The organism is Pseudomonas sp. ATCC 43928 (assembly GCF_005938665.2).
GTDB lineage: Bacteria > Pseudomonadota > Gammaproteobacteria > Pseudomonadales > Pseudomonadaceae > Aquipseudomonas.
Genome location: NZ_CP041753.1, coordinates 4,604,942 through 4,624,531, shown reverse-complemented (window position 1 = coordinate 4,624,531; position 19,590 = coordinate 4,604,942). Strand labels below are relative to the sequence as shown.

The 19,590-nt window shown below is 59.2% G+C and carries 16 protein-coding genes and 1 pseudogene; 13 read left to right on the top strand and 4 right to left on the bottom strand.

What is annotated here, in order from left to right:
- Positions 1–216 precede the first annotated feature (216 nt).
- Positions 217–2,001 (top strand): ABC transporter transmembrane domain-containing protein, encoded by a 1,785-nt coding sequence (locus tag FFH90_RS21005; RefSeq protein WP_138866038.1) that lies wholly within the window; start codon positions 217–219, stop codon positions 1,999–2,001.
- 79 nt (positions 2,002–2,080) lie between these two features.
- On the opposite strand, the gene FFH90_RS21000 is transcribed toward FFH90_RS21005, so the two are convergent.
- On the bottom strand, positions 2,081–4,009 hold the full coding sequence (locus FFH90_RS21000; RefSeq protein WP_018925313.1) for a transglycosylase SLT domain-containing protein: 1,929 nt from the start codon (positions 4,007–4,009) through the stop codon (positions 2,081–2,083).
- Positions 4,010–4,222: 213 nt separating this feature from the next.
- Here FFH90_RS21000 and FFH90_RS20990 point away from each other — a divergent pair, with 213 nt between their 5' ends.
- Complete coding sequence (locus FFH90_RS20990; protein WP_018925314.1) at positions 4,223–6,145, top strand: ATP-binding cassette domain-containing protein; 1,923 nt, start codon at positions 4,223–4,225, stop codon at positions 6,143–6,145.
- Between the two features lie 78 nt (positions 6,146–6,223).
- Here the strand turns inward: FFH90_RS20990 and FFH90_RS20985 are convergent, their stop codons facing one another.
- Positions 6,224–6,661 (bottom strand): universal stress protein, encoded by a 438-nt coding sequence (locus FFH90_RS20985; protein WP_007933196.1) that lies wholly within the window; start codon positions 6,659–6,661, stop codon positions 6,224–6,226.
- Positions 6,662–6,765: 104 nt separating this feature from the next.
- On the opposite strand from FFH90_RS20985, the gene FFH90_RS20980 reads away from it, so the two are divergent.
- The 7 genes from FFH90_RS20980 (at position 6,766) to FFH90_RS20945 (ending at position 15,190) form a co-directional block, all read left to right on the top strand.
- Positions 6,766–7,203 carry a hypothetical protein gene (locus FFH90_RS20980; RefSeq protein ID WP_007933194.1) on the top strand — a complete coding sequence of 146 codons (438 nt, stop codon included), beginning with the start codon at positions 6,766–6,768 and terminating at the stop codon, positions 7,201–7,203.
- Positions 7,204–7,716: 513 nt separating this feature from the next.
- Complete coding sequence (fadB, locus tag FFH90_RS20970) at positions 7,717–9,864, top strand: fatty acid oxidation complex subunit alpha FadB (protein WP_018925315.1); 2,148 nt, start codon at positions 7,717–7,719, stop codon at positions 9,862–9,864.
- Between the two features lie 30 nt (positions 9,865–9,894).
- On the top strand, positions 9,895–11,070 hold the full coding sequence (gene fadA / locus FFH90_RS20965; RefSeq protein ID WP_007933190.1) for an acetyl-CoA C-acyltransferase FadA: 1,176 nt from the start codon (positions 9,895–9,897) through the stop codon (positions 11,068–11,070).
- A gap of 99 nt (positions 11,071–11,169) precedes the next feature.
- A complete protein-coding gene (locus FFH90_RS20960) occupies positions 11,170–11,406 on the top strand; it encodes a DUF1653 domain-containing protein (protein WP_007933188.1) in 237 nt (78 codons plus the stop codon).
- 114 nt (positions 11,407–11,520) lie between these two features.
- Positions 11,521–14,148 (top strand): type I DNA topoisomerase, encoded by a 2,628-nt coding sequence (gene topA, locus FFH90_RS20955; RefSeq protein ID WP_138866037.1) that lies wholly within the window; start codon positions 11,521–11,523, stop codon positions 14,146–14,148.
- 142 nt (positions 14,149–14,290) lie between these two features.
- Positions 14,291–14,815, top strand: coding sequence for a DUF6586 family protein (locus FFH90_RS20950; RefSeq protein WP_105339558.1), 525 nt, complete (start codon positions 14,291–14,293; stop codon positions 14,813–14,815).
- Positions 14,816–14,956: 141 nt separating this feature from the next.
- Complete coding sequence (locus FFH90_RS20945) at positions 14,957–15,190, top strand: hypothetical protein (RefSeq protein ID WP_007933173.1); 234 nt, start codon at positions 14,957–14,959, stop codon at positions 15,188–15,190.
- A gap of 94 nt (positions 15,191–15,284) precedes the next feature.
- On the opposite strand, the gene sulA is transcribed toward FFH90_RS20945, so the two are convergent.
- Positions 15,285–15,758: an SOS-induced cell division inhibitor SulA gene (gene sulA, locus FFH90_RS20940; RefSeq protein ID WP_064619094.1), complete on the bottom strand. Its 474-nt coding sequence runs from the start codon at positions 15,756–15,758 to the stop codon at positions 15,285–15,287.
- A gap of 10 nt (positions 15,759–15,768) precedes the next feature.
- On the bottom strand, positions 15,769–16,377 hold the full coding sequence (gene lexA, locus FFH90_RS20935; RefSeq protein ID WP_026286346.1) for a transcriptional repressor LexA: 609 nt from the start codon (positions 16,375–16,377) through the stop codon (positions 15,769–15,771).
- 230 nt (positions 16,378–16,607) lie between these two features.
- Between lexA and FFH90_RS20930 the strand changes: the two genes are divergently transcribed.
- The 4 genes and pseudogenes from FFH90_RS20930 to FFH90_RS20915 all read left to right on the top strand — a co-directional run.
- Entirely contained in the window at positions 16,608–17,315 is a 708-nt protein-coding gene (locus FFH90_RS20930) for a TetR/AcrR family transcriptional regulator (RefSeq protein WP_018925321.1), read from the top strand.
- 155 nt (positions 17,316–17,470) lie between these two features.
- The gene (gene nagZ, locus FFH90_RS20925) at positions 17,471–18,481 is read left to right on the top strand and encodes a beta-N-acetylhexosaminidase (RefSeq protein WP_019579917.1); all 1,011 of its coding nucleotides are present in this window, start codon (positions 17,471–17,473) and stop codon (positions 18,479–18,481) included.
- Between the two features lie 12 nt (positions 18,482–18,493).
- Positions 18,494–19,231 carry an S-methyl-5'-thioinosine phosphorylase gene (locus FFH90_RS20920; RefSeq protein ID WP_019579918.1) on the top strand — a complete coding sequence of 246 codons (738 nt, stop codon included), beginning with the start codon at positions 18,494–18,496 and terminating at the stop codon, positions 19,229–19,231.
- 11 nt (positions 19,232–19,242) lie between these two features.
- A pseudogene (locus FFH90_RS20915) lies at positions 19,243–19,467 on the top strand (sigma-54-dependent Fis family transcriptional regulator); the annotation flags it as partial.
- Positions 19,468–19,590 lie beyond the last annotated feature (123 nt).

Genomic DNA, 19,590 nt, shown 5'->3' with positions numbered 1-19,590 from the left:
GGGCTGTGACAATTCCCTGCGATCTTTCAGGTCGGCATCTTCAGTCCATCAGAAATACCCTGATGTTTCCACCCGGACTTTAGACCAATAACCTCTAGCCACTAGTCTTGGTGGTCATAATTAACGTTACTCATTGTGATTTACAGCGTTCAATCCGATTGAGCAGTGTAGGCTTGATCGGGTCAAAACCATGGGTTACGCCTTCGGATGATCTTCATGCTTTCTGCCCGTCACCGCCGCGCCATTCGCCTGGCCAGCCGTTTCATCACGCCTTATCGCTGGCCAGCCTTCGGCGCCTTGCTGGCGTTGATTGTCACTGCCGGCATCACCTTGTCCATGGGGCAGGGGATTCGCCTGTTGGTGGATCAGGGTTTCATGACCCAGTCGACGCATTTGCTCAATCAATCCATCGGCCTGTTCATGTTGCTGGTGATCGGTCTGGCGATCGGCACCTTTGTGCGCTTTTACCTGGTGTCGTGGATTGGCGAGCGCGTTGTCGCGGACATTCGCCGTCGGGTGTTCAACCACCTGGTCTATCTGCATCCGGGTTTTTATGAGGACAACCGCAGCTCCGAGATCCAGTCACGACTGACTGCCGACACCACGCTGCTGCAATCGGTGATCGGCTCTTCGCTATCGCTGTTCCTGCGCAACGGGCTGATGGTGATCGGCGGGATTGTCTTGTTGTTTATCACCAACCCCAAGCTGACCAGCATCGTAGTGGTCGCATTGCCGTTGGTGGTCGCGCCGATCCTGATTTTTGGCCGCCGGGTACGCACCCTGTCGCGCCAGAGCCAGGATCGGGTTGCCGATATCGGCAGTTATGTGTCCGAAACCCTGAGTCAGATCAAAACCGTTCAGGCCTACAACCATCAGGTGCAGGACGAACAGCGTTTTGCCGCGACCGTGGAAGAGGCTTTCAGTACCGCCCGCAAACGCATTTTCCAGCGAGCCTGGTTGATCACCCTGGTGATCCTGCTGGTGTTGGGCGCGGTCGGGGTGATGCTCTGGGTCGGCGGAATGGACGTCATCGCCGGGCGGATTTCCGCGGGTGAGTTGGCAGCGTTCGTCTTTTACAGCCTGATCGTCGGTGGCGCCTTCGGCACATTGAGTGAAGTGATCGGCGAACTGCAGCGAGCAGCAGGGGCGGCGGAGCGGATTGCCGAGCTGTTGCGTTCGGAAAACATCATCCAGCCACCGACCCATGGGCTGGTGACCCTGCCTGAACGGGTGAAGGGCGATCTGGTGCTGCAAGATGTGCGCTTTTCCTACCCGTCGCGTCCTGAGAGCTATGCCGTCGATGGTTTGAGTCTGACGATCAATGCCGGCGAAACGCTCGCTCTGGTCGGGCCGTCAGGTGCCGGCAAATCGACGGTGTATGACCTGCTGTTGCGCTTTTACGACCCCGCTGAAGGACGCATCCTGCTGGACGGTGTGCCGCTGACCCAACTCGACCCTCTGGACCTGCGTCGCTGCTTCGCCCTCGTCTCGCAAACCCCGGCGCTGTTCTTCGGCAGCATCGAAGAGAACATTCGCTACGGCCACCCGACGGCGACTTTGGCCCAGGTCCAGGAAGCCGCCAAAATTGCCTACGCCCACGACTTCATCGAGCAAATGCCCAACGGCTACCAGACCCACCTCGGCGACGCGGGTCTCGGTTTGTCCGGCGGTCAACGCCAACGCCTGGCGATCGCCCGGGCGCTGCTGGTGGACGCGCCGATCCTGCTGCTCGACGAAGCCACCAGCGCCCTCGACGCCCAGAGCGAGCACCTGATCCAGCAAGCCCTGCCCAGCCTGATGAAAAACCGCACCACACTGGTCATCGCCCATCGACTGGCGACAGTGAAAAACGCTGACCGAATCGCGGTGATGGACCAAGGGAAACTGGTGGCGGTGGGGACGCATCAGGAGTTGATTGCGAGCAATGCGTTGTATGCGCGATTGGCTGCGTTGCAGTTTAGTGATGGGCTCCATGCCCCAACTGACCAAGTAACCGAATAAGTAACCGACCAAGTCGAGCACCATAAAAAAAGCCCGCATCAATCGATGCGGGCATTTTTGTCAGCGTTTCAAAGCAGGCTCATTGATCGTCAAAGTAACGTTCATGCCAATCCACCAGCGGCTGCGGTGAATTGAGCTTCTGGCCGTAGATCACCGAATACGACAGCACGTTCTGCACGTACTGGCGGGTTTCGTCGAACGGGATGCTTTCCACCCACACATCGAAGCTCAGGTGGTCGGCGCCGCGCAGCCATTGACGCACGCGGCCGGGGCCGGCGTTGTAGGCAGCGGAGGCGAGCACGCGGTTGCCGTTGAACTGGCTATGGACCTGGCTCAGATAAGCGGCGCCGAGCTGGATATTCTTGTCCGGATCGAGCACTTGCTGCGGCGAGGCCAGGGGAATGCTGAACTTGCGCGCGGTTTCCTTGGCGGTGCCGGGCATCAGTTGCATCAGGCCGCTGGCGCCAACGCCGGAACGGGCGTCGTCCATGAAGGCGCTTTCCTGACGAGTGATCGCGAACACCCAGCTCGAGTGCAGGCCACGGACCTTGGCTTCACGCACCAGGGTATCGCGGTGAGCCATCGGGAAGCGGATGTCCAGGTCGTCCCAGTACTGCGCCTGACTGATGGTGCGGATCGCCGGGAAATACCATTTCAGGTCGTAAGCCAGTTTCGCCTGGGCAACCATTTCATCACGGCTGAAGTGCCGGCTGACGTGGTACCACTCGCGTCGGCCGTCGACGATCTGCCCGCGTGCATGGAACTCCAGCGCGCGGCGCACACCGGGGGTATTGCGTACCTTGTTGATCAGCGCCTGGCTGAGCATCAGCGGTTTGTTGATCAGCGAATAGGGAGACTGCGAACGGTCGGCCGCCAGGAAACCGTAGAAGTCGCGTTCGCGAGCCAGGCCCTTGTAAAGCGTTTGCGCTTGCGGATTCTGTGGCTGCGCCAACTCCAGGGTGCGAGCCTGCCAGTAACGCCAACGGTTGGTGGTGGCCAGGTCCTGAGGCAGGCGGCGGGTCAACTGATAGGCATCGTCCCAGCGGGCCAGACGCAACAGCAGGCGCAAACGCCATTCCGAAACGGTGTTGTCCCGCAGCTCCGGGTCGTATTTGGTCATCACGTCCAGCGCGCGACTGTCGAAACGTCGAGCGAGGGTCAGCCCGATTTCCCGGGCGATCGCGACTTTTTCGTCCCGGGAGAAGTGCATGCTGCTGGCGTAGCCGTCGAGCAGGGCCATGGCCCTGTCCGGATCCTGACGGGCCAGGCGGCGCAGGCCAAGGCTGACGATGTCGGACATCGGCTCATCGGCCGGGGTAAAGCGCGACGGCTGATTCAGCAGTTCGGGTTTCTGCGCCACATCCACCAGCAGGCGACCGCGCGGGGCGAGGGTCGTCAGGCCATTGATCAGGCTGTTGGCCAGCGGGTAGTTGCCGGCCTGGGCGGCGAGCTTGGTGCGTTCCCAGCGTTTCTGTTCAGTCAGTTGACCATCGGCGGCCCACATGCCGAACACTGCATCGCATGCCTCGGGGCGGGTTTTGCCGCTCAGCCAGAGTTTGTCGGCGTTGGCGTAACCTTCGGTCTTACGGTTATGGCTGATCTGATACTGCGCGTTCAGGCAGTCCAGTTCGGTGAAATTGAGCTTGGGGTCATAATATTTGACGAACGTTTCCCAATCGCCGCGTTCGGCCAGCCAGCGCAACCAGCGCAATTTCATCCAGTTGGCTTGAGGCAGGTCACCATGTTCGGCGAGGAAGTTCTCGATTTCGGCATTGTTTGCGGTTTTCAGCCGCGCGGTCAGTTCGTCATAAGCCAGGTAGGGGGTCAGCGGATAATCGCTGAGCGCCTGGCTATAACGGAAATAGGGGCCGGAATCGCCCTTGGCCAAGGCACGCTTGGCTTCGTCGTAATACTGGCGTTGGGTAGACAGGTCTACCGCCTGGGCGGATTGAACGGCAGCGGCTGTAAGAAGCAAACACGAAAAAAGACTGAAAAGGCGACTGCGCATGAGACATCCGGGCAGAAAAATCATGACAAGTGCTGGTAAGACCGGCACCTAATTATATGTAGCTTAGCCTTTTGCCAGCAGCGGGTGAAAGCTTTGCCGACATGCCAGCATAAGTTCGCAACAATTGTTGTGCAGAGTGCTTCGACATTGAAATTGCCGGCCTTCTGTAGCCTCAAGTCAGGTAGAATGCGCGCCCGGTTTTTGGAGAAGCTCATGACCCTGCTCAAATTCAGCGATGTGTCCCTTGCTTTCGGCGCTATGCCGTTGTTGGACAAGGTGTCGTGGCAGATCGCCCGTGGTGAGCGGGTGTGCATCATCGGCCGCAACGGCACTGGCAAGTCCAGCATGATGAAGCTCGTCAAGGGCGACCAGAAGCCCGACGATGGCTCCGTTTGGCGCGCACCTGGCCTCAAGATTGGTGAATTGCCGCAAGAATTGCCGGTAGCCGACGAGCGGACCGTGTTCGACGTGGTCGCCGAAGGCCTCGACGGCGTTGGTGCGTTGCTTGCCGAATATCACCATCTGAGCCAGAACATCGTCACTGACGCCGATCTGGACAAGCTGATGCACGTCCAGCACGACCTCGAAGCCCGAGATGGCTGGCGCTTGCAGCAACTGGTCGACAGCACCTTGAGCCGTCTGCAGTTGCCTGCCGACAAGACCCTCGCCGAATTGTCCGGCGGCTGGCGTCGTCGCGTCCTGTTGGCTCAGGCGCTGGTTTCCGAACCGGACCTGCTGCTGCTCGACGAACCGACCAACCACCTGGACATCGGTGCCATCGCCTGGCTTGAAGAAGCGCTGAAGGATTTCCAGGGCGCCGTACTGTTCATCACGCACGACCGTTCATTCCTGCAGAACCTTGCAACCCGTATCCTGGAACTGGATCGCGGCGGCTTGATCGACTGGAACGGCGATTACGCCAGCTTCCTCGTGCACAAAGAGGCCACACTGGCCGCTGAAGAAACCGCCAACGCGCTGTTCGATAAAAAACTGGCCCAGGAAGAAGTCTGGATCCGCCAGGGCATCAAGGCGCGTCGCACCCGTAACGAAGGCCGTGTCCGTGCACTGAAAGCCCTGCGCGTCGAGCGTAGCGAGCGTCGCGAGCGTACCGGCAAGGCCAACATTCAGCTCGATACCGCCGACAAGTCCGGCAAGCAGGTGATGGTGCTCGAGAACGTGAGTTTCGCTCACCCGGGCGGCCCGTTCCTGATCAAGGATTTCTCGATGGTCCTGCAGCGCGGCGATCGCATCGGTCTGCTCGGCGCCAACGGTACCGGCAAGACCACGCTGTTGAAGCTGATGCTCAACGGTCTGCAACCGACCAGCGGCACAGTGGAAGAGGGGACGCGCATCGACGTGGCCTATTTCGACCAGTTGCGCCATCAGTTGGACCTGGAAAAGACCGTGATCGACAACGTCGCTGAAGGTCGCGACTTCATCGATATCGACGGCCAGAGCCGTCACGTGCTGAGCTACCTCGGCGACTTCCTGTTCAGCCCGCAGCGTGCCCGCACGCCGGTCAAGGCGTTGTCCGGTGGTGAGCGTGCGCGTCTGCTGCTGGCCAAACTGTTCAGCAAACCGGCGAACCTGCTGGTGCTCGACGAACCGACCAACGACCTCGACGTGGAAACCCTCGAACTGCTGGAAGAGGTCCTGCTGACCTTCAACGGCACTGTGCTGATGGTCAGCCACGACCGGGCATTCCTCGACAACGTGGTCACCAGCACCCTGGTCTTCGAAGGTGAAGGCAAGGTTCGCGAATACGTCGGTGGTTATCAGGACTGGCTGCGTCAGGGCGGCTCGCCGCGCCTGCTGGGTGTGACCGAGAGCAAGTCCGGCAAGGCCGACCTGAATTCGGCTGTCGTGACGGCCGAACCTGCGCCGGTTGCTGCAGTGGAAACGCCAGCGCCGGTGGCGAAAAAGAAACTCAGCTACAAGTTGCAGCGTGAGCTGGAAGCCTTGCCTGGCCAGATCGAAGCCATGGAGCAGCAGATCGCAGTGGTTGAAGCGCAGATGGCGGACGCCGGCTTCTATCAGCGTCCTCCTGCCGAGACGGCTGCAGTGATCGCTCAGCTTGAGCAGTTACAGGCTGAACTCGACGTGATGGTCGAGCGCTGGGCCGAACTGGATGCCTGATTGATCCGGCTATAAAAAAGCCCGGCTTCACTCGTGTGAATGCCGGGCTTTTCGTAAGGGGTTTATTGTTGCTTGTTGTCAGCTTTTTTGCAGGCGCACGGCAAGTACATCGCAAGGCGCGCCGTGCAGCACGTCATTGGCAGTGGAGCCGAGCAACAGTGCCAGGCCATGCCGGCCATGACTGCCCACCACGATCAGGTCGCACGTTTGCTCCTTGGCGAGATGGTGAATCTCCTGTCGCGGCTGGCCGTAGGTCAAGTGGCTGTATTCCTTGGAGAGCTCCGGGTATTTCAGGATCAATCGCTCAAGGCGCTCCTTGGCCTGATCGAACTGTTGCTGTTGCAACTGGGAAAGGTCCATCGGCACGTCGCCGCCAAAGGCCATGGCCATCGGCTCGACGATATGCACCAGGGACAGCTTTGCGCCATTGCTCACCGAAAGTTCGCGGGCGCGGTGGATTACAGGATCGCACTCTTCGGTTAGATCTACAGCGACCAGAATATGGTGGTAGGGCATGAGGTGCTCCTCCTGAGGATTGCAATATTGGTAAGTATGGCTGGTTTCAAGCGCATTGGTTTCAACGTGACCCAATGGGCTCATCAAGAATCGGGAGTACAGATATGACGGTCTGGATAGTGGTGTCAATCCTGCTGGTGGTGCTGAGCCCGCTGGCCTGGTTGCGACCGTCTCGTGTCCAGAGCGGTCGCATGGCCCTGCGCATGGAGGCACGGCGCATCGGCCTTGCCATGCAATTGGCGCCCCAGGAGTGGCCGCACTGGCTTAGCCAGGAGCCGCCAAGCCCTTGCGCCCAGTACCACCGACCGCGCCGTGGCACTCAGCCAGCGTGCTGGAGCTATTGGCAGAAGGCGCCGGGTGTGTGGGTCAATCAGTGGCAGGAAGTCTGCGAGGATGGAGTGCTTCTGAATCATTTCGAAAAACTGCCTGCCAACGTCTACAAGGTCGAGGCAGACAAGCAAATGATTGCCCTGTATTGGGGCGAGAAGGGCGAAGCCGAGGTTCTGCAACAGATCGACGCTACGCTTAAGGCACTCGCCTGAACCCCGATCTGTTACGGAAGGCAATAAAAAGCCCGACATCATCATCGGGCTGAGGTTGGCCAGGCAGGCCGGTAATTCTTTGTGGCACAGATCTTACGCTTGGCATTCGTCAAAAGCGTTCAATTTTTTCTTCAGGATCCCGCCAGCGTAGCCTGTTAAACACAGGTTGCCGCGAATTAGGGCGACTTTTCTAACTATTGATCCTATGAATGGCCTCACATGCATCCGCGTGTTGCAGGGCTTCGTGGTACGGAAGTGACCGGAAAGTCGCGTTTCAACCAGTATTTTGGGCGATTGACAATTGCCGGAAATTCCGTGAAGGTGACACACCCAAATCAAACGGGCGTATGAATTGAGCGTTTGTATTACAGACTGCTCCTACAGAATCCCGACTATCGCGTTGGCGGGTGTGCCGGGTGAGTTGGCGTTAGCATTGACGATAAACGTCCCTGCCGAGCCAGCCGCCTGCGTCCGACGTGTACTGTTCAGCTTCCATATCGTGGAGATCAGTTGATGATTTACGAAGGTAAAGCCATCACGGTTAAGGCTCTTGAAAGTGGCATCGTCGAACTGAAGTTCGACCTCAAGGGTGAGTCCGTCAACAAGTTCAACCGTCTTACCCTGAACGAGCTGCGTCAGGCTGTAGACACCATCAAGGCAGATGCTTCGATCAAGGGTGTGATCGTCAGCAGTGGCAAGGACGTATTCATCGTCGGCGCCGACATCACCGAATTCGTCGACAACTTCAAGCTGCCGGATGCCGAGCTTGTTGCTGGCAACCTCGAAGCCAACAAGATTTTCAGCGATTTCGAAGACCTCAACGTCCCGACTGTTGCGGCGATCAATGGCATCGCACTGGGTGGCGGTCTGGAAATGTGCCTGGCGGCGGATTTCCGCGTCATGGCCAGCACCGCCAAAATCGGTCTGCCGGAAGTCAAGCTGGGCATCTACCCAGGCTTCGGTGGTACCGTGCGCCTGCCGCGCATCATCGGTGCCGACAACGCCATCGAATGGATTGCCGCCGGTAAGGAAAACCGCGCTGAAGACGCACTGAAAGTCGGTGCCGTCGACGCGGTGGTCGACTCGCAGAAGTTGCACGAAGCGGCGCTGAACCTGATCAAAGGCGCCATCTCCGGTACGTTTGACTACAAGGCCAAGCGTCAGCCGAAGCTCGAAAAGCTCAAGCTCAACGCCATCGAACAAATGATGTCGTTCGAAACCGCCAAAGGTTTCGTGGCCGGCCAAGCGGGCCCGAACTACCCGGCGCCGGTCGAAGCGATCAAGACCATCCAGAAAGCTGCGAACTTCGGTCGCGACAAGGCCCTGGAAGTCGAAGCCGCCGGTTTCGTCAAACTGGCCAAGACATCTGCCGCACAGAGCTTGATCGGTCTGTTCCTGAACGATCAGGAGCTGAAGAAAAAGGCCAAGGCCTACGACGAAATCGCCAAGGAAGTGAAGCAGGCCGCCGTATTGGGCGCCGGCATCATGGGTGGCGGTATCGCTTATCAGTCGGCCTCCAAAGGCACGCCGATCCTGATGAAGGACATCAACGAGCACGGTATCGAGCAAGGTCTGGCCGAAGCCGCCAAGCTGCTGGTTGGCCGCGTTGATAAAGGTCGCATGACCCCGGCGAAGATGGCCGAAGTGCTCAACGGCATTCGTCCGACCCTGTCCTACGGCGATTTCGGTCACGTCGATCTGGTGGTCGAAGCCGTGGTCGAGAACCCGAAGGTCAAGCAAGCCGTTCTGGCCGAAGTCGAAGACAAGGTCAAAGAGGACACCATTCTGGCGTCCAACACCTCGACCATTTCCATCACCTTGCTGGCCAAAGCCCTCAAGCGTCCGGAAAACTTCGTCGGCATGCACTTCTTCAACCCGGTGCACATGATGCCGCTGGTTGAAGTGATCCGTGGCGAGAAGTCCAGCGAAGTGGCCGTTGCCACCACCGTTGCCTACGCCAAGAAAATGGGCAAGAACCCGATCGTCGTCAACGACTGCCCGGGCTTCCTGGTCAACCGTGTGCTGTTCCCGTACTTCGGCGGTTTCGCCAAGCTGGTCAGCGCCGGCGTGGACTTCGTCCGCATCGACAAGGTCATGGAGAAGTTCGGCTGGCCAATGGGCCCGGCATACCTGATGGACGTGGTCGGCATCGACACCGGCCACCATGGCCGTGACGTCATGGCTGAAGGCTTCCCGGATCGCATGAAGGACGATCGCCGTTCGGCCGTCGACGTGCTCTATGAAGCCAAGCGCCTGGGCCAGAAAAATGGCAAGGGTTTCTACGCCTACGAGACCGACAAGCGCGGCAAGCAGAAGAAAGTCGCCGATCCGTCGGTGCTGGAAGTGCTCAAGCCGATCGTTTTCCAACAGCTCGAAGTCACTGACGAAGACATCATCAACTGGATGATGATCCCGCTGTGCCTGGAAACCGTGCGCTGCCTGGAAGACGGCATCGTCGAAACCGCCGCCGAAGCCGACATGGGTCTGGTCTACGGTATTGGTTTCCCTCCATTCCGTGGCGGTGCGCTGCGCTACATCGATTCGATCGGTGTTGCAGAGTTCGTTGCCCTGGCTGACCAGTACGCTGATTTGGGCGCGCTGTACCACCCGACCGCGAAGCTGCGTGAAATGGCCAAGAACGGTCAGAGCTTCTTCGGTTAAGCGCCCACACTAGAGCGAGAGTGAAAGTATATGAGCTTGAATCCTAGAGACGTCGTGATTGTCGACTTCGGTCGTACGCCGATGGGCCGCTCCAAGGGCGGCATGCACCGCAACACCCGCGCCGAAGACATGTCGGCACACCTGATCAGCAAATTGCTGGAACGCAACGTCAAGGTCGACCCGAGCGAAGTCGAAGACGTGATCTGGGGCTGCGTTAACCAGACCTTGGAGCAGGGCTGGAACATCGCCCGCATGGCGTCCCTGATGACTCAGATTCCACACACCTCGGCCGGCCAGACCGTCAGCCGTCTGTGTGGCTCGTCGATGAGTGCGCTGCACACTGCCGCGCAAGCGATCATGACCGGCAACGGTGACGTGTTCGTCGTTGGCGGCGTCGAGCATATGGGTCATGTGAGCATGATGCACGGTGTCGATCCGAACCCGCACATGTCCCTGTACGCGGCGAAAGCCTCGGGCATGATGGGCCTGACCGCAGAAATGCTCGGCAAAATGCATGGCATTACTCGCGAACAGCAGGACGCCTTTGGCGTGCGCTCCCACCAACTCGCCCACAAGGCGACCGTGGAAGGCAAGTTCAAGGACGAAATCATCCCGATGCAGGGCTACGACGAGAACGGTTTCCTGAAACTGTTTGACTACGACGAAACCATTCGTCCGGAAACCACCCTGGAAAGCCTGGCGGCTCTGAAACCAGCGTTTAATCCGAAGGGCGGCACCGTGACCGCTGGTACTTCGTCGCAGATCACTGACGGTGCTTCGTGCATGATCGTGATGTCGGCACAGCGTGCCCAGGACCTGGGCATCCAGCCGCTGGCGGTGATTCGCTCGATGGCAGTGGCAGGTGTGGACCCGGCGATCATGGGCTATGGTCCAGTACCGGCAACGCAGAAAGCATTGAAGCGCGCGGGCCTTGGCATCAACGATATCGACTTCTTCGAGCTCAACGAAGCTTTCGCTGCACAGGCCCTGCCAGTGCTGAAAGATTTGAAAGTGCTCGACAAGATGAACGAGAAGGTTAACCTGCACGGCGGCGCGATCGCCCTGGGTCACCCGTTCGGTTGCTCCGGTGCACGTATTTCGGGCACCTTGCTGAACGTGATGAAGCAGAATGGCGGCACCTTTGGGGTGGCCACCATGTGCATTGGTCTCGGCCAAGGTATCTCCACCGTCTTCGAACGCGTTTAAGCGTTTCGTCGATGGAAGCCGGGGCCAAGTGCCCCGGTTTTTGTTTTTCCGGATTTATTTTTGTTTTTATTTTGAAAAAATTTGAGTGAGGGCCAAAGCATGCCGATACAACCTGGGCTCTACCAACATTACAAAGGTCCGCAGTACCGCGTATTCAGTGTTGCGCGGCATTCGGAGACCGAAGAAGAAGTGGTCTTCTACCAAGCCCTGTATGGCGATTACGGCTTTTGGGTGCGCCCCTTGAGCATGTTCCTGGAGTCGGTCGAGGTTGACGGCGAACAGGTGCCACGCTTTGCTTTGGTGCAAGCCGAACCGAGCATTTTTCCGCAGCCATAAGGGGAGTGCGCGCAGAACCCTGCGCTTGACCTCACCTTGTAGCCACTATATATAGCGGTGCCGCGTCAGGCGCCAACCGCCTTTCACTTCTAGAATTCAGGAATTTTCTGATCCATGGGCAAATCGCTGGTCATTGTGGAATCCCCGGCTAAGGCCAAGACCATCAACAAGTATCTGGGTAACCAATACGTGGTGAAGTCGAGTATCGGCCATATCCGAGACCTGCCCACCAGCGGTTCGGCTAGCGCCAGCAAAGAGCCTGCCGCCAAGCGTGGCAAGGCCGCCGCAGGCGAAGGTCCGGTGCTCACGCCGAAAGAGAAAGCGCGCAAGCAGCTGGTCTCGCGCATGGGTGTCGATCCCGATCATGGCTGGAAAGCCAAGTACGAGATCCTCCCGGGCAAGGAAAAGGTCATCGAAGAGCTGCGCCGGCTCGCCAAAGATGCTGACACCATCTATCTCGCAACCGACTTGGATCGCGAGGGGGAAGCCATTGCCTGGCACCTGCGCGAAGCCATCGGTGGTGACGACAGCCGCTACAAGCGCGTGGTGTTCAACGAAATCACCAAAAAAGCGATCCAGGAAGCTTTCTCCCAGCCGGGCGAGCTGGACATCGATCGCGTAAACGCTCAGCAGGCGCGTCGCTTCCTCGACCGCGTGGTGGGTTACATGGTTTCGCCACTTCTGTGGGCCAAGGTTGCTCGTGGCCTGTCCGCCGGTCGCGTGCAATCGGTTGCCGTGAAGCTGGTGGTTGAGCGTGAGCGTGAAATCCGCGCGTTCAACCCGGAAGAGTACTGGGAAGTTCACGCTGACCTCGGCACCGCCAAGGGCGCGACTGTGCGCTTCGACGTGGCTCGCGAGAAAGGCGAAGTCTTCAAGCCGCTCAACGAAGCCCAGGCCATGGCCGCGCTGGAGAAGCTCAAGGCTTCCAGTTACAGCATCGTCAAGCGCGAAGACAAACCGACCAGCAGCAAGCCGTCGGCACCGTTCATCACCTCCACCCTGCAGCAGGCCGCGAGCAATCGCCTGGGCTTCGGTGTGAAGAAAACCATGATGATGGCCCAGCGTCTGTACGAAGCCGGCTACATCACTTATATGCGTACCGACTCCACCAACCTCTCGGCCGATGCCGTGACGATGGCGCGTACTTATATTGAAGGCGAATTCGGCAAGAAGTACCTGCCGGAAACCCCGAACGTCTACAGCAGCAAGGAAGGCGCACAAGAGGCTCACGAAGCGATTCGTCCGTCCGACGCCAATACCGAGCCAAGCAAGCTGTCGGGCATGGAGCGTGATGCCGAGCGGCTTTACGAGCTGATCTGGCGCCAGTTCCTCGCCTGCCAGATGCTGCCGGCCCAATACCTGTCGACCACGGTCACCGTCGGTGCCGGTGACTTCGAGTTGCGCGCCAAGGGCCGCATCCTGAAGTTCGACGGTTACACCCGCGTCATGCCGCAAATCACCAAGCCTGGCGATGACGATGTGCTGCCGGACATGGCCCAGGGCGATGCGATGAAGCTGATCATGCTTGATCCGACCCAGCACTTCACCAAGCCGCCGGCGCGTTACTCGGAAGCGAGCCTGGTAAAGGAAATGGAAAAACGCGGCATCGGTCGTCCTTCGACCTACGCGGCGATCATTTCGACCATCCAGGACCGCGGCTACGTGGCGCTGCACAACCGTCGTTTCTATTCGGAAAAGATGGGCGATATCGTCACCGAGCGTCTGGCCGAGAGCTTCTCCAATCTCATGGACTACGGCTTCACCGCCGGCATGGAAGAGAATCTCGATGACGTGGCCCAGGGCGAGCGCGACTGGAAAAACGTGCTCGACGAGTTCTACGGCGACTTCAAGAAGAAACTCGAAGTGGCCGAAAGCGCCGAAGGCGGCATGCGCGCCAACCAGCCGGTAATGACTGATATTCCATGTGTGGTGTGCGGTCGTCCGATGCAGATTCGTACTGCATCGACCGGCGTGTTCCTCGGTTGCTCGGGCTACAGCCTGCCGCCAAAAGAGCGCTGCAAGGCCACCGTCAACCTGGTGCCGGGCGACGAAATCGCTGCGGACGACGAGGGCGAGTCGGAGTCGCTGGTTCTGCGCGGCAAGCACCGTTGCCCGATCTGCAGCACGGCGATGGACGCTTACCTGCTCGACGAGAAGCGCAAGCTGCACATCTGCGGTAACAACCCGGATTGCGCAGGCTACGAGATCGAAGAGGGCGCTTACCGCATCAAGGGCTACGAAGGTCCGAGCCTGGAATGCGACAAGTGCGGCAGCGAGATGCAGCTCAAGACCGGCCGTTTCGGCAAGTTCTTCGGTTGCACCAACGCAACCTGCAAGAACACCCGCAAGCTGCTGAAAAGCGGTGATGCGGCGCCGCCGAAGATGGATCCGGTGAAGATGCCTGAGCTCAAATGCGAAAAGGTCAACGACACCTATATCCTGCGTGACGGTGCTTCCGGCCTGTTCCTGGCGGCCAGCCAGTTCCCGAAAAACCGCGAGACCCGTGCGCCATTGGTCGTCGAGATCGTGCCGCACAAGGATGAGATCGATCCGAAGTACCACTTCCTCTGCGAAGCACCGAAGAAAGATCCTGACGGTCTGCCAGCAGTGATCCGTTACAGCCGCAAGACCAAAGAGCAATACGTGCAGACGGAAGTCGACGGTAAGCCGACTGGCTGGAAAGCGTATTACGATGGTGGCAAGTGGACGGTTGAAGACAAGCGTCCAGCAGCCAAGGCTTAAAAGCCGCTGCACATAAAAAGGCCGCATGACAACCCTCGGGTTTTCATGCGGCCTTTTTGTTTTGGGCTTGCGGTGAGCTTGGGTGATCCATGACACTGTCAGACCTGCGTGAAGCAATTATTTCGTTGTGGAGGCTGCCGTCATGGCCCACGAACTCTATACCCGTACCAACCAGAAAATTTATTTCGCCGGCTTGTCGCTGGAAGCGCTCGCCAAGGCCGAAGAGGGGCGGGCGATGAACTCCCTGGCGCTGATTCAGGCCGGTCGCGAATCGGCGTTGTTTCACCTGTACGGGGCGCTGTTGGGGCTGTGCCATGAAATCGCCGGTTTCTATCGCTTGCCTCAGGCCAATGCGCCGCGGGCAGAGATGCTGCTGACCCGCGAAGTACTCGAAACCATCGCTATTCCGGAAATGGCCGAGATGGTCGAGTTGGCGCAAAACCCTGAAACCTGGCTGGCCAAGCTGCTGTCGGCTTATGCCGCACTGTTTCAACCGCCTCGTGCTCCACACAAGCCCAAGGGTGATGTGACGCAGCCGCTTATTCTGGCCGTCAACCTGGACGAAGAAGAGGCGCCTGAAGAGCTGAGCCGGGAAGAACTGGAGAGCTGGCGCCAGAATCTGAAAAGCTTGGCGATCCGGTTTCGCGACGGGCTGAACGAGTGCTGAAAGATTGAGTGCTCGGTGAATGGTCCGCTCAAGGAAGCGTGATGTCAGAAATTTCTCTTCGTGATGGCATCTGGTCAAGATCCTGAGCGAAGCTTGGCCGATGCCTATATAATCCCTGCCTTTCGTGGAGAACAGTCCTTTATGCCAACGTCCTTTCTAGAAATTGTCGAGTTACCAGACGGCCGAATCGAGCTGCGTAGGGCCGAGGACGAGGGTTCTCTGGTTACTTTGGATTTCTCCGAGGATGCCAAGGCTTTCCTGCAAGGCCAGCACGTGGAAGTCGCCAAGGCGATGTTGAGCGTCGGTGTTCAGATGGCGGGACGCCTGGTTGAAGGCGAATTTGATAAGGAAGAGGGGCCACGGGTTCTTCATTGATCCCGCCCGTCGGATTTTGCGGATACCTCTACAGACCGGCTTCTCTATCCTTGGAGAAGCCCCGCGCTGTTCAGTGCAAACACTGTTTTGTCAGTTAACCCAACCGAATATTCAGACTTTGCGCATCCCCGGTACGGGCGGCGCTGATCAGCTGTTGCCGCGACGATGTGCTCAACGGGTTTAGCCAGCTGACGACCGTATGGCTGCGGCCAAGTCGTAAAGCTTCACAGGTCAGCTGCTGAGCGCTCTGTGTGCCGCGTGGTTGCAGCAGCAGAATGCGTTCACGGTTCAGGCCGGCGTCTCGTAGCCAGGACTGGGTCAGGCTGGCGGGCGGGGCGATCAGAGTCAGCCAGCGAGCGTCCTGATCCTGGCTCAGCTCCCTGAGGATTGGTGCCAGAAGGTTCAGGCAGTTCCCGGCCGCGCCACGCAATGACAGCTCGCTGAAGACTTCGGGCTCGGCGCTCCAGGGCGACTCGACCACTTCTTTCAGGATCGGCGCCAGCGGCTGCGCCATGAATGCCTCGAACAACGGCAGTTGGGCTTGCTGTGAAGTGTGTGGGAACTGCATAAAGCCTCCTTTAGCGGCGAATCACGCCGACGCTCAAGCCTTCGATCACCAGTTCCTGATCTTTCAGGTTGACTTCGATAGGGGCAAATTCAGGGTTTTCGGCAATCAGCCAGACTTTGCTGCCGTCGCGCTTGAAGCGCTTGACGGTCACTTCGTCGCCAATCCGCGCCACCACGATCTGACCGTTACGGGCTTCGCGGGTGGTATGGACGGCCAGTAGGTCTCCGTCGAAAATGCCGACGTCCTTCATGCTCATGCCATGGACCCGCAACAGATAGTCAGCGCGAGGGTGGAAGAACGAAGGGTTGATGTTGCAGGATTCTTCGATGTGCTGCTGGGCGAGGATCGGAGCGCCTGCTGCCACTCGGCCGATGATCGGCAGGGTAGAATCGTCGGCCTTGGCTTCGAAGCCGGGGATGCGAATGCCACGGGAGGCGCCCGGGGTCATCTCGATCGCGCCCTTGCGGGCCAGTGCCTTGAGGTGTTCTTCCGCCGCGTTGGGCGACTTGAAGCCCAGTTCCTGAGCGATTTCCGCGCGGGTTGGCGGGTAGCCGTTGTCTTCGAGGCAGCGTTTGATGAAGGCCAGAATCTCTGCTTGGCGTGGCGTCAGCTTTAGCATATTGATCGCTCTGTCTTTTTATACAGTGACTGGGATTATATACAGTGAACCGGTCTTGGCAATGCCCCTTTTTTTGCCGGCCGCTGGACGGTCATTCAGCTCGCCGATTGAAGCGCCAGTGTTGTATGGTTAAATAGCTGACCGACCATTCCCAAAACGAACCCGCCAGACTTGACAAGGCCTGAGCTGAAACGTATGTTTCAAACAAGTGTTTGTCAGGCGGAGTAGCCATGGCCCAGTCGGAAACCGTTGAACGCATTCTCGATGCTGCCGAGCAATTGTTCGCGGAAAAAGGTTTCGCTGAAACCTCGTTGCGTCTGATCACCAGCAAGGCCGGTGTCAATCTGGCGGCGGTGAACTATCACTTCGGATCGAAGAAGGCGCTGATTCAAGCGGTCTTCTCGCGTTTTCTCGGGCCGTTCTGCCTCAGTCTCGATAAAGAGCTGGAGCGCCGTCAGGCCAAACCCGAGAACAAACCGACCCTCGAAGAATTGCTGGAGATCCTCGTCGAGCAAGCCCTGGTGGTGCAACCACGCAGCGGCAACGACCTGTCCATCTTCATGCGTTTGCTGGGGCTGGCTTTCAGTCAGAGCCAAGGGCACTTGCGTCGTTATCTGGAAGATATGTACGGCAAGGTTTTCCGCCGCTACATGCTGCTGGTCAACGAAGCCGCGCCACGCATTCCTCCGATCGAACTGTTCTGGCGCGTGCACTTCATGCTCGGTGCAGCGGCATTCAGCATGTCGGGGATCAAGGCCTTGCGTGCGATTGCCGAGACCGATTTCGGCGTCAATACTTCCATCGAGCAAGTGATGCGTCTGATGGTGCCATTCCTGGCTGCGGGCATGCGTGCCGAAACCGGCGTCACCGACACCGCCATGGCCGCCGCGCAATTGCGTCCGCGCAGTAAATCGACTCCGGTAGCCGCCAAGGTTTAACCGCACACGGGTGGGCGCGGTGGCGGACATCCGCTAAGCTAGGCGCCCATGCTGACTCTCGTTTTGAACCCCCTCATTGATATCGCCGACCTGCCGGGCTCAGCCCATGGCGGCGAATTCGTGCGAGCCGGGTTTATCGTATTCAAGGAATTTCCATGACTGCTGGCCTGCAAGGCTCATTGATGGTGGACGTCGCCGGTACCTGGCTGACGTCTGAAGATCGCCAATTGTTGCGCCAGCCCGAAGTGGGCGGCCTGATCATTTTTGCCCGCAACATCGAACACCCGCGTCAGGTGCGCGAATTGAGCGCCGCGATCCGCGCCATTCGTCCCGATCTGCTGCTGGCGGTCGACCAGGAGGGCGGTCGGGTTCAGCGGCTGCGTCAGGGCTTCGTGCGACTGCCCGCCATGCGCGCCATCGCCGACAACCCGAATGCCGAATACCTGGCCGAACAGTGCGGCTGGATCATGGCGACCGAAGTGCTCGCGGTCGGTCTCGACCTGAGCTTCGCCCCGGTGCTGGATCTGGATTACCAGCGCAGTGCGGTGGTCGGTACCCGTTCGTTCGAAGGTGATCCCGAGCGCGCAGCATTGCTCGCCGGTGCATTCATCCGCGGCATGAACAGCGCCGGGATGGCTGCCACCGGCAAGCATTTCCCCGGTCATGGCTGGGCCGAGGCCGATTCCCACGTTGCGATTCCCAACGACGAGCGCAGCCTCGAAGAGATCCGCGCCAACGACCTGGTGCCATTCGCGCGATTGAGCAAGCAATTGGCCGCCGTCATGCCGGCCCACGTTATTTATCCACAAGTCGATTCCCAGCCTGCCGGCTTCTCCCGTCGCTGGTTGCAGGACATCCTGCGCGGCGAGCTGCAGTTTGATGGCGTGATCTTCAGTGACGACCTGTCGATGGCCGGTGCGCACGTGGTGGGCGATGCCGCCAGTCGCATCGAAGCGGCATTGACCGCCGGTTGCGACATGGGCCTGGTGTGCAACGACCGTGCGGCTGCCGAGTTGGCTTTGAGTGCCGCCCAGCGGTTGAAGGTCAAGCCTTCGGCGCGTATCGCGCGGATGCGTGGGCAGGCGTACGCCAGCACCGAATACCGTCAAGACCCGCGCTGGCTGACGGCCGTCGGCGCGCTCAAAGAAGCTCAATTGATTGATTAAGGACTTTTCGTTATGACGGTTTACGCGATTATCGGTGGCACCGGCCTGACTCAACTCGAAGGCTTGAGCATTCGTCAGTCATTGGCGGTGGACACCCCTTACGGTGCGCCTTCGGCCGAGGTGCAGATCGGTGAGTACGCCGGCAAGGAAGTGCTGTTTCTCGCACGTCACGGCCACCCGCACCGCTTCCCGCCGCATCAGGTGAACTACCGCGCCAATCTGTGGGCCTTGAAGCAGGCCGGAGCTGAAGCGATTCTCGCGGTCAACGCCGTGGGCGGGATTCATGCCGCGATGGGCACCGGGCATTTCTGCGTGCCGCATCAATTGATCGACTACACCAGCGGTCGCGAACACACCTATTTCGCCGATGACCTGGAACACGTTACACACATCGACTTCAGCTATCCCTACAGCGAACCCCTGCGTCAGCGATTAATCGCGGCGTTGGCGGCTGAAGGCGTCGGCTATAGCAGCCATGGCGTGTACGCCTGCACTCAAGGGCCACGTCTGGAAACAGTTGCTGAAATCGCGAGGCTGGAACGTGACGGTTGCGACATCGTCGGCATGACCGGTATGCCAGAAGCTGCATTGGCGCGTGAACTGGAACTGGACTATGCCTGTCTGGCGCTGGTGGTGAACCCCGCGGCGGGCAAATCGACGGCGGTCATTACCATGGCCGAGATTGAACAGGCACTGCATGATGGCATGGGCAAAGTGAAGTCGACGCTGGCGCGGGTATTGAAAGGCTAAGCTCGACACTCTCGAGCGCCAGTCTCGACGGGCTGCTGGCGAGCAATCGGTTGTTGATCGATGCGGCGATGGCGGCCATCGACTATCTGGCCGATCGCCAAGGCAAGGAAGGGCTGATCATCCTCGCCAATTCCGACGCCACCATCCTCGCCGTCGAAGGTCGCGCCGACCGTCTCAAGGGCAGCGGCCTGCAAGACATCACCCTTGGCGCAGGGGCATGGTCTGGCCGTCGGCGGCCTCGACCCAGTCACCGCCAATGAGCATGCGCGGTGCGCGCTGGATGAACGCCGAGGTGGCGGGAAGCAGATAAGGGAGGGGCATGGCAAGACCTCTTGTTGTGCGTGAAAACGGGGGCTTGC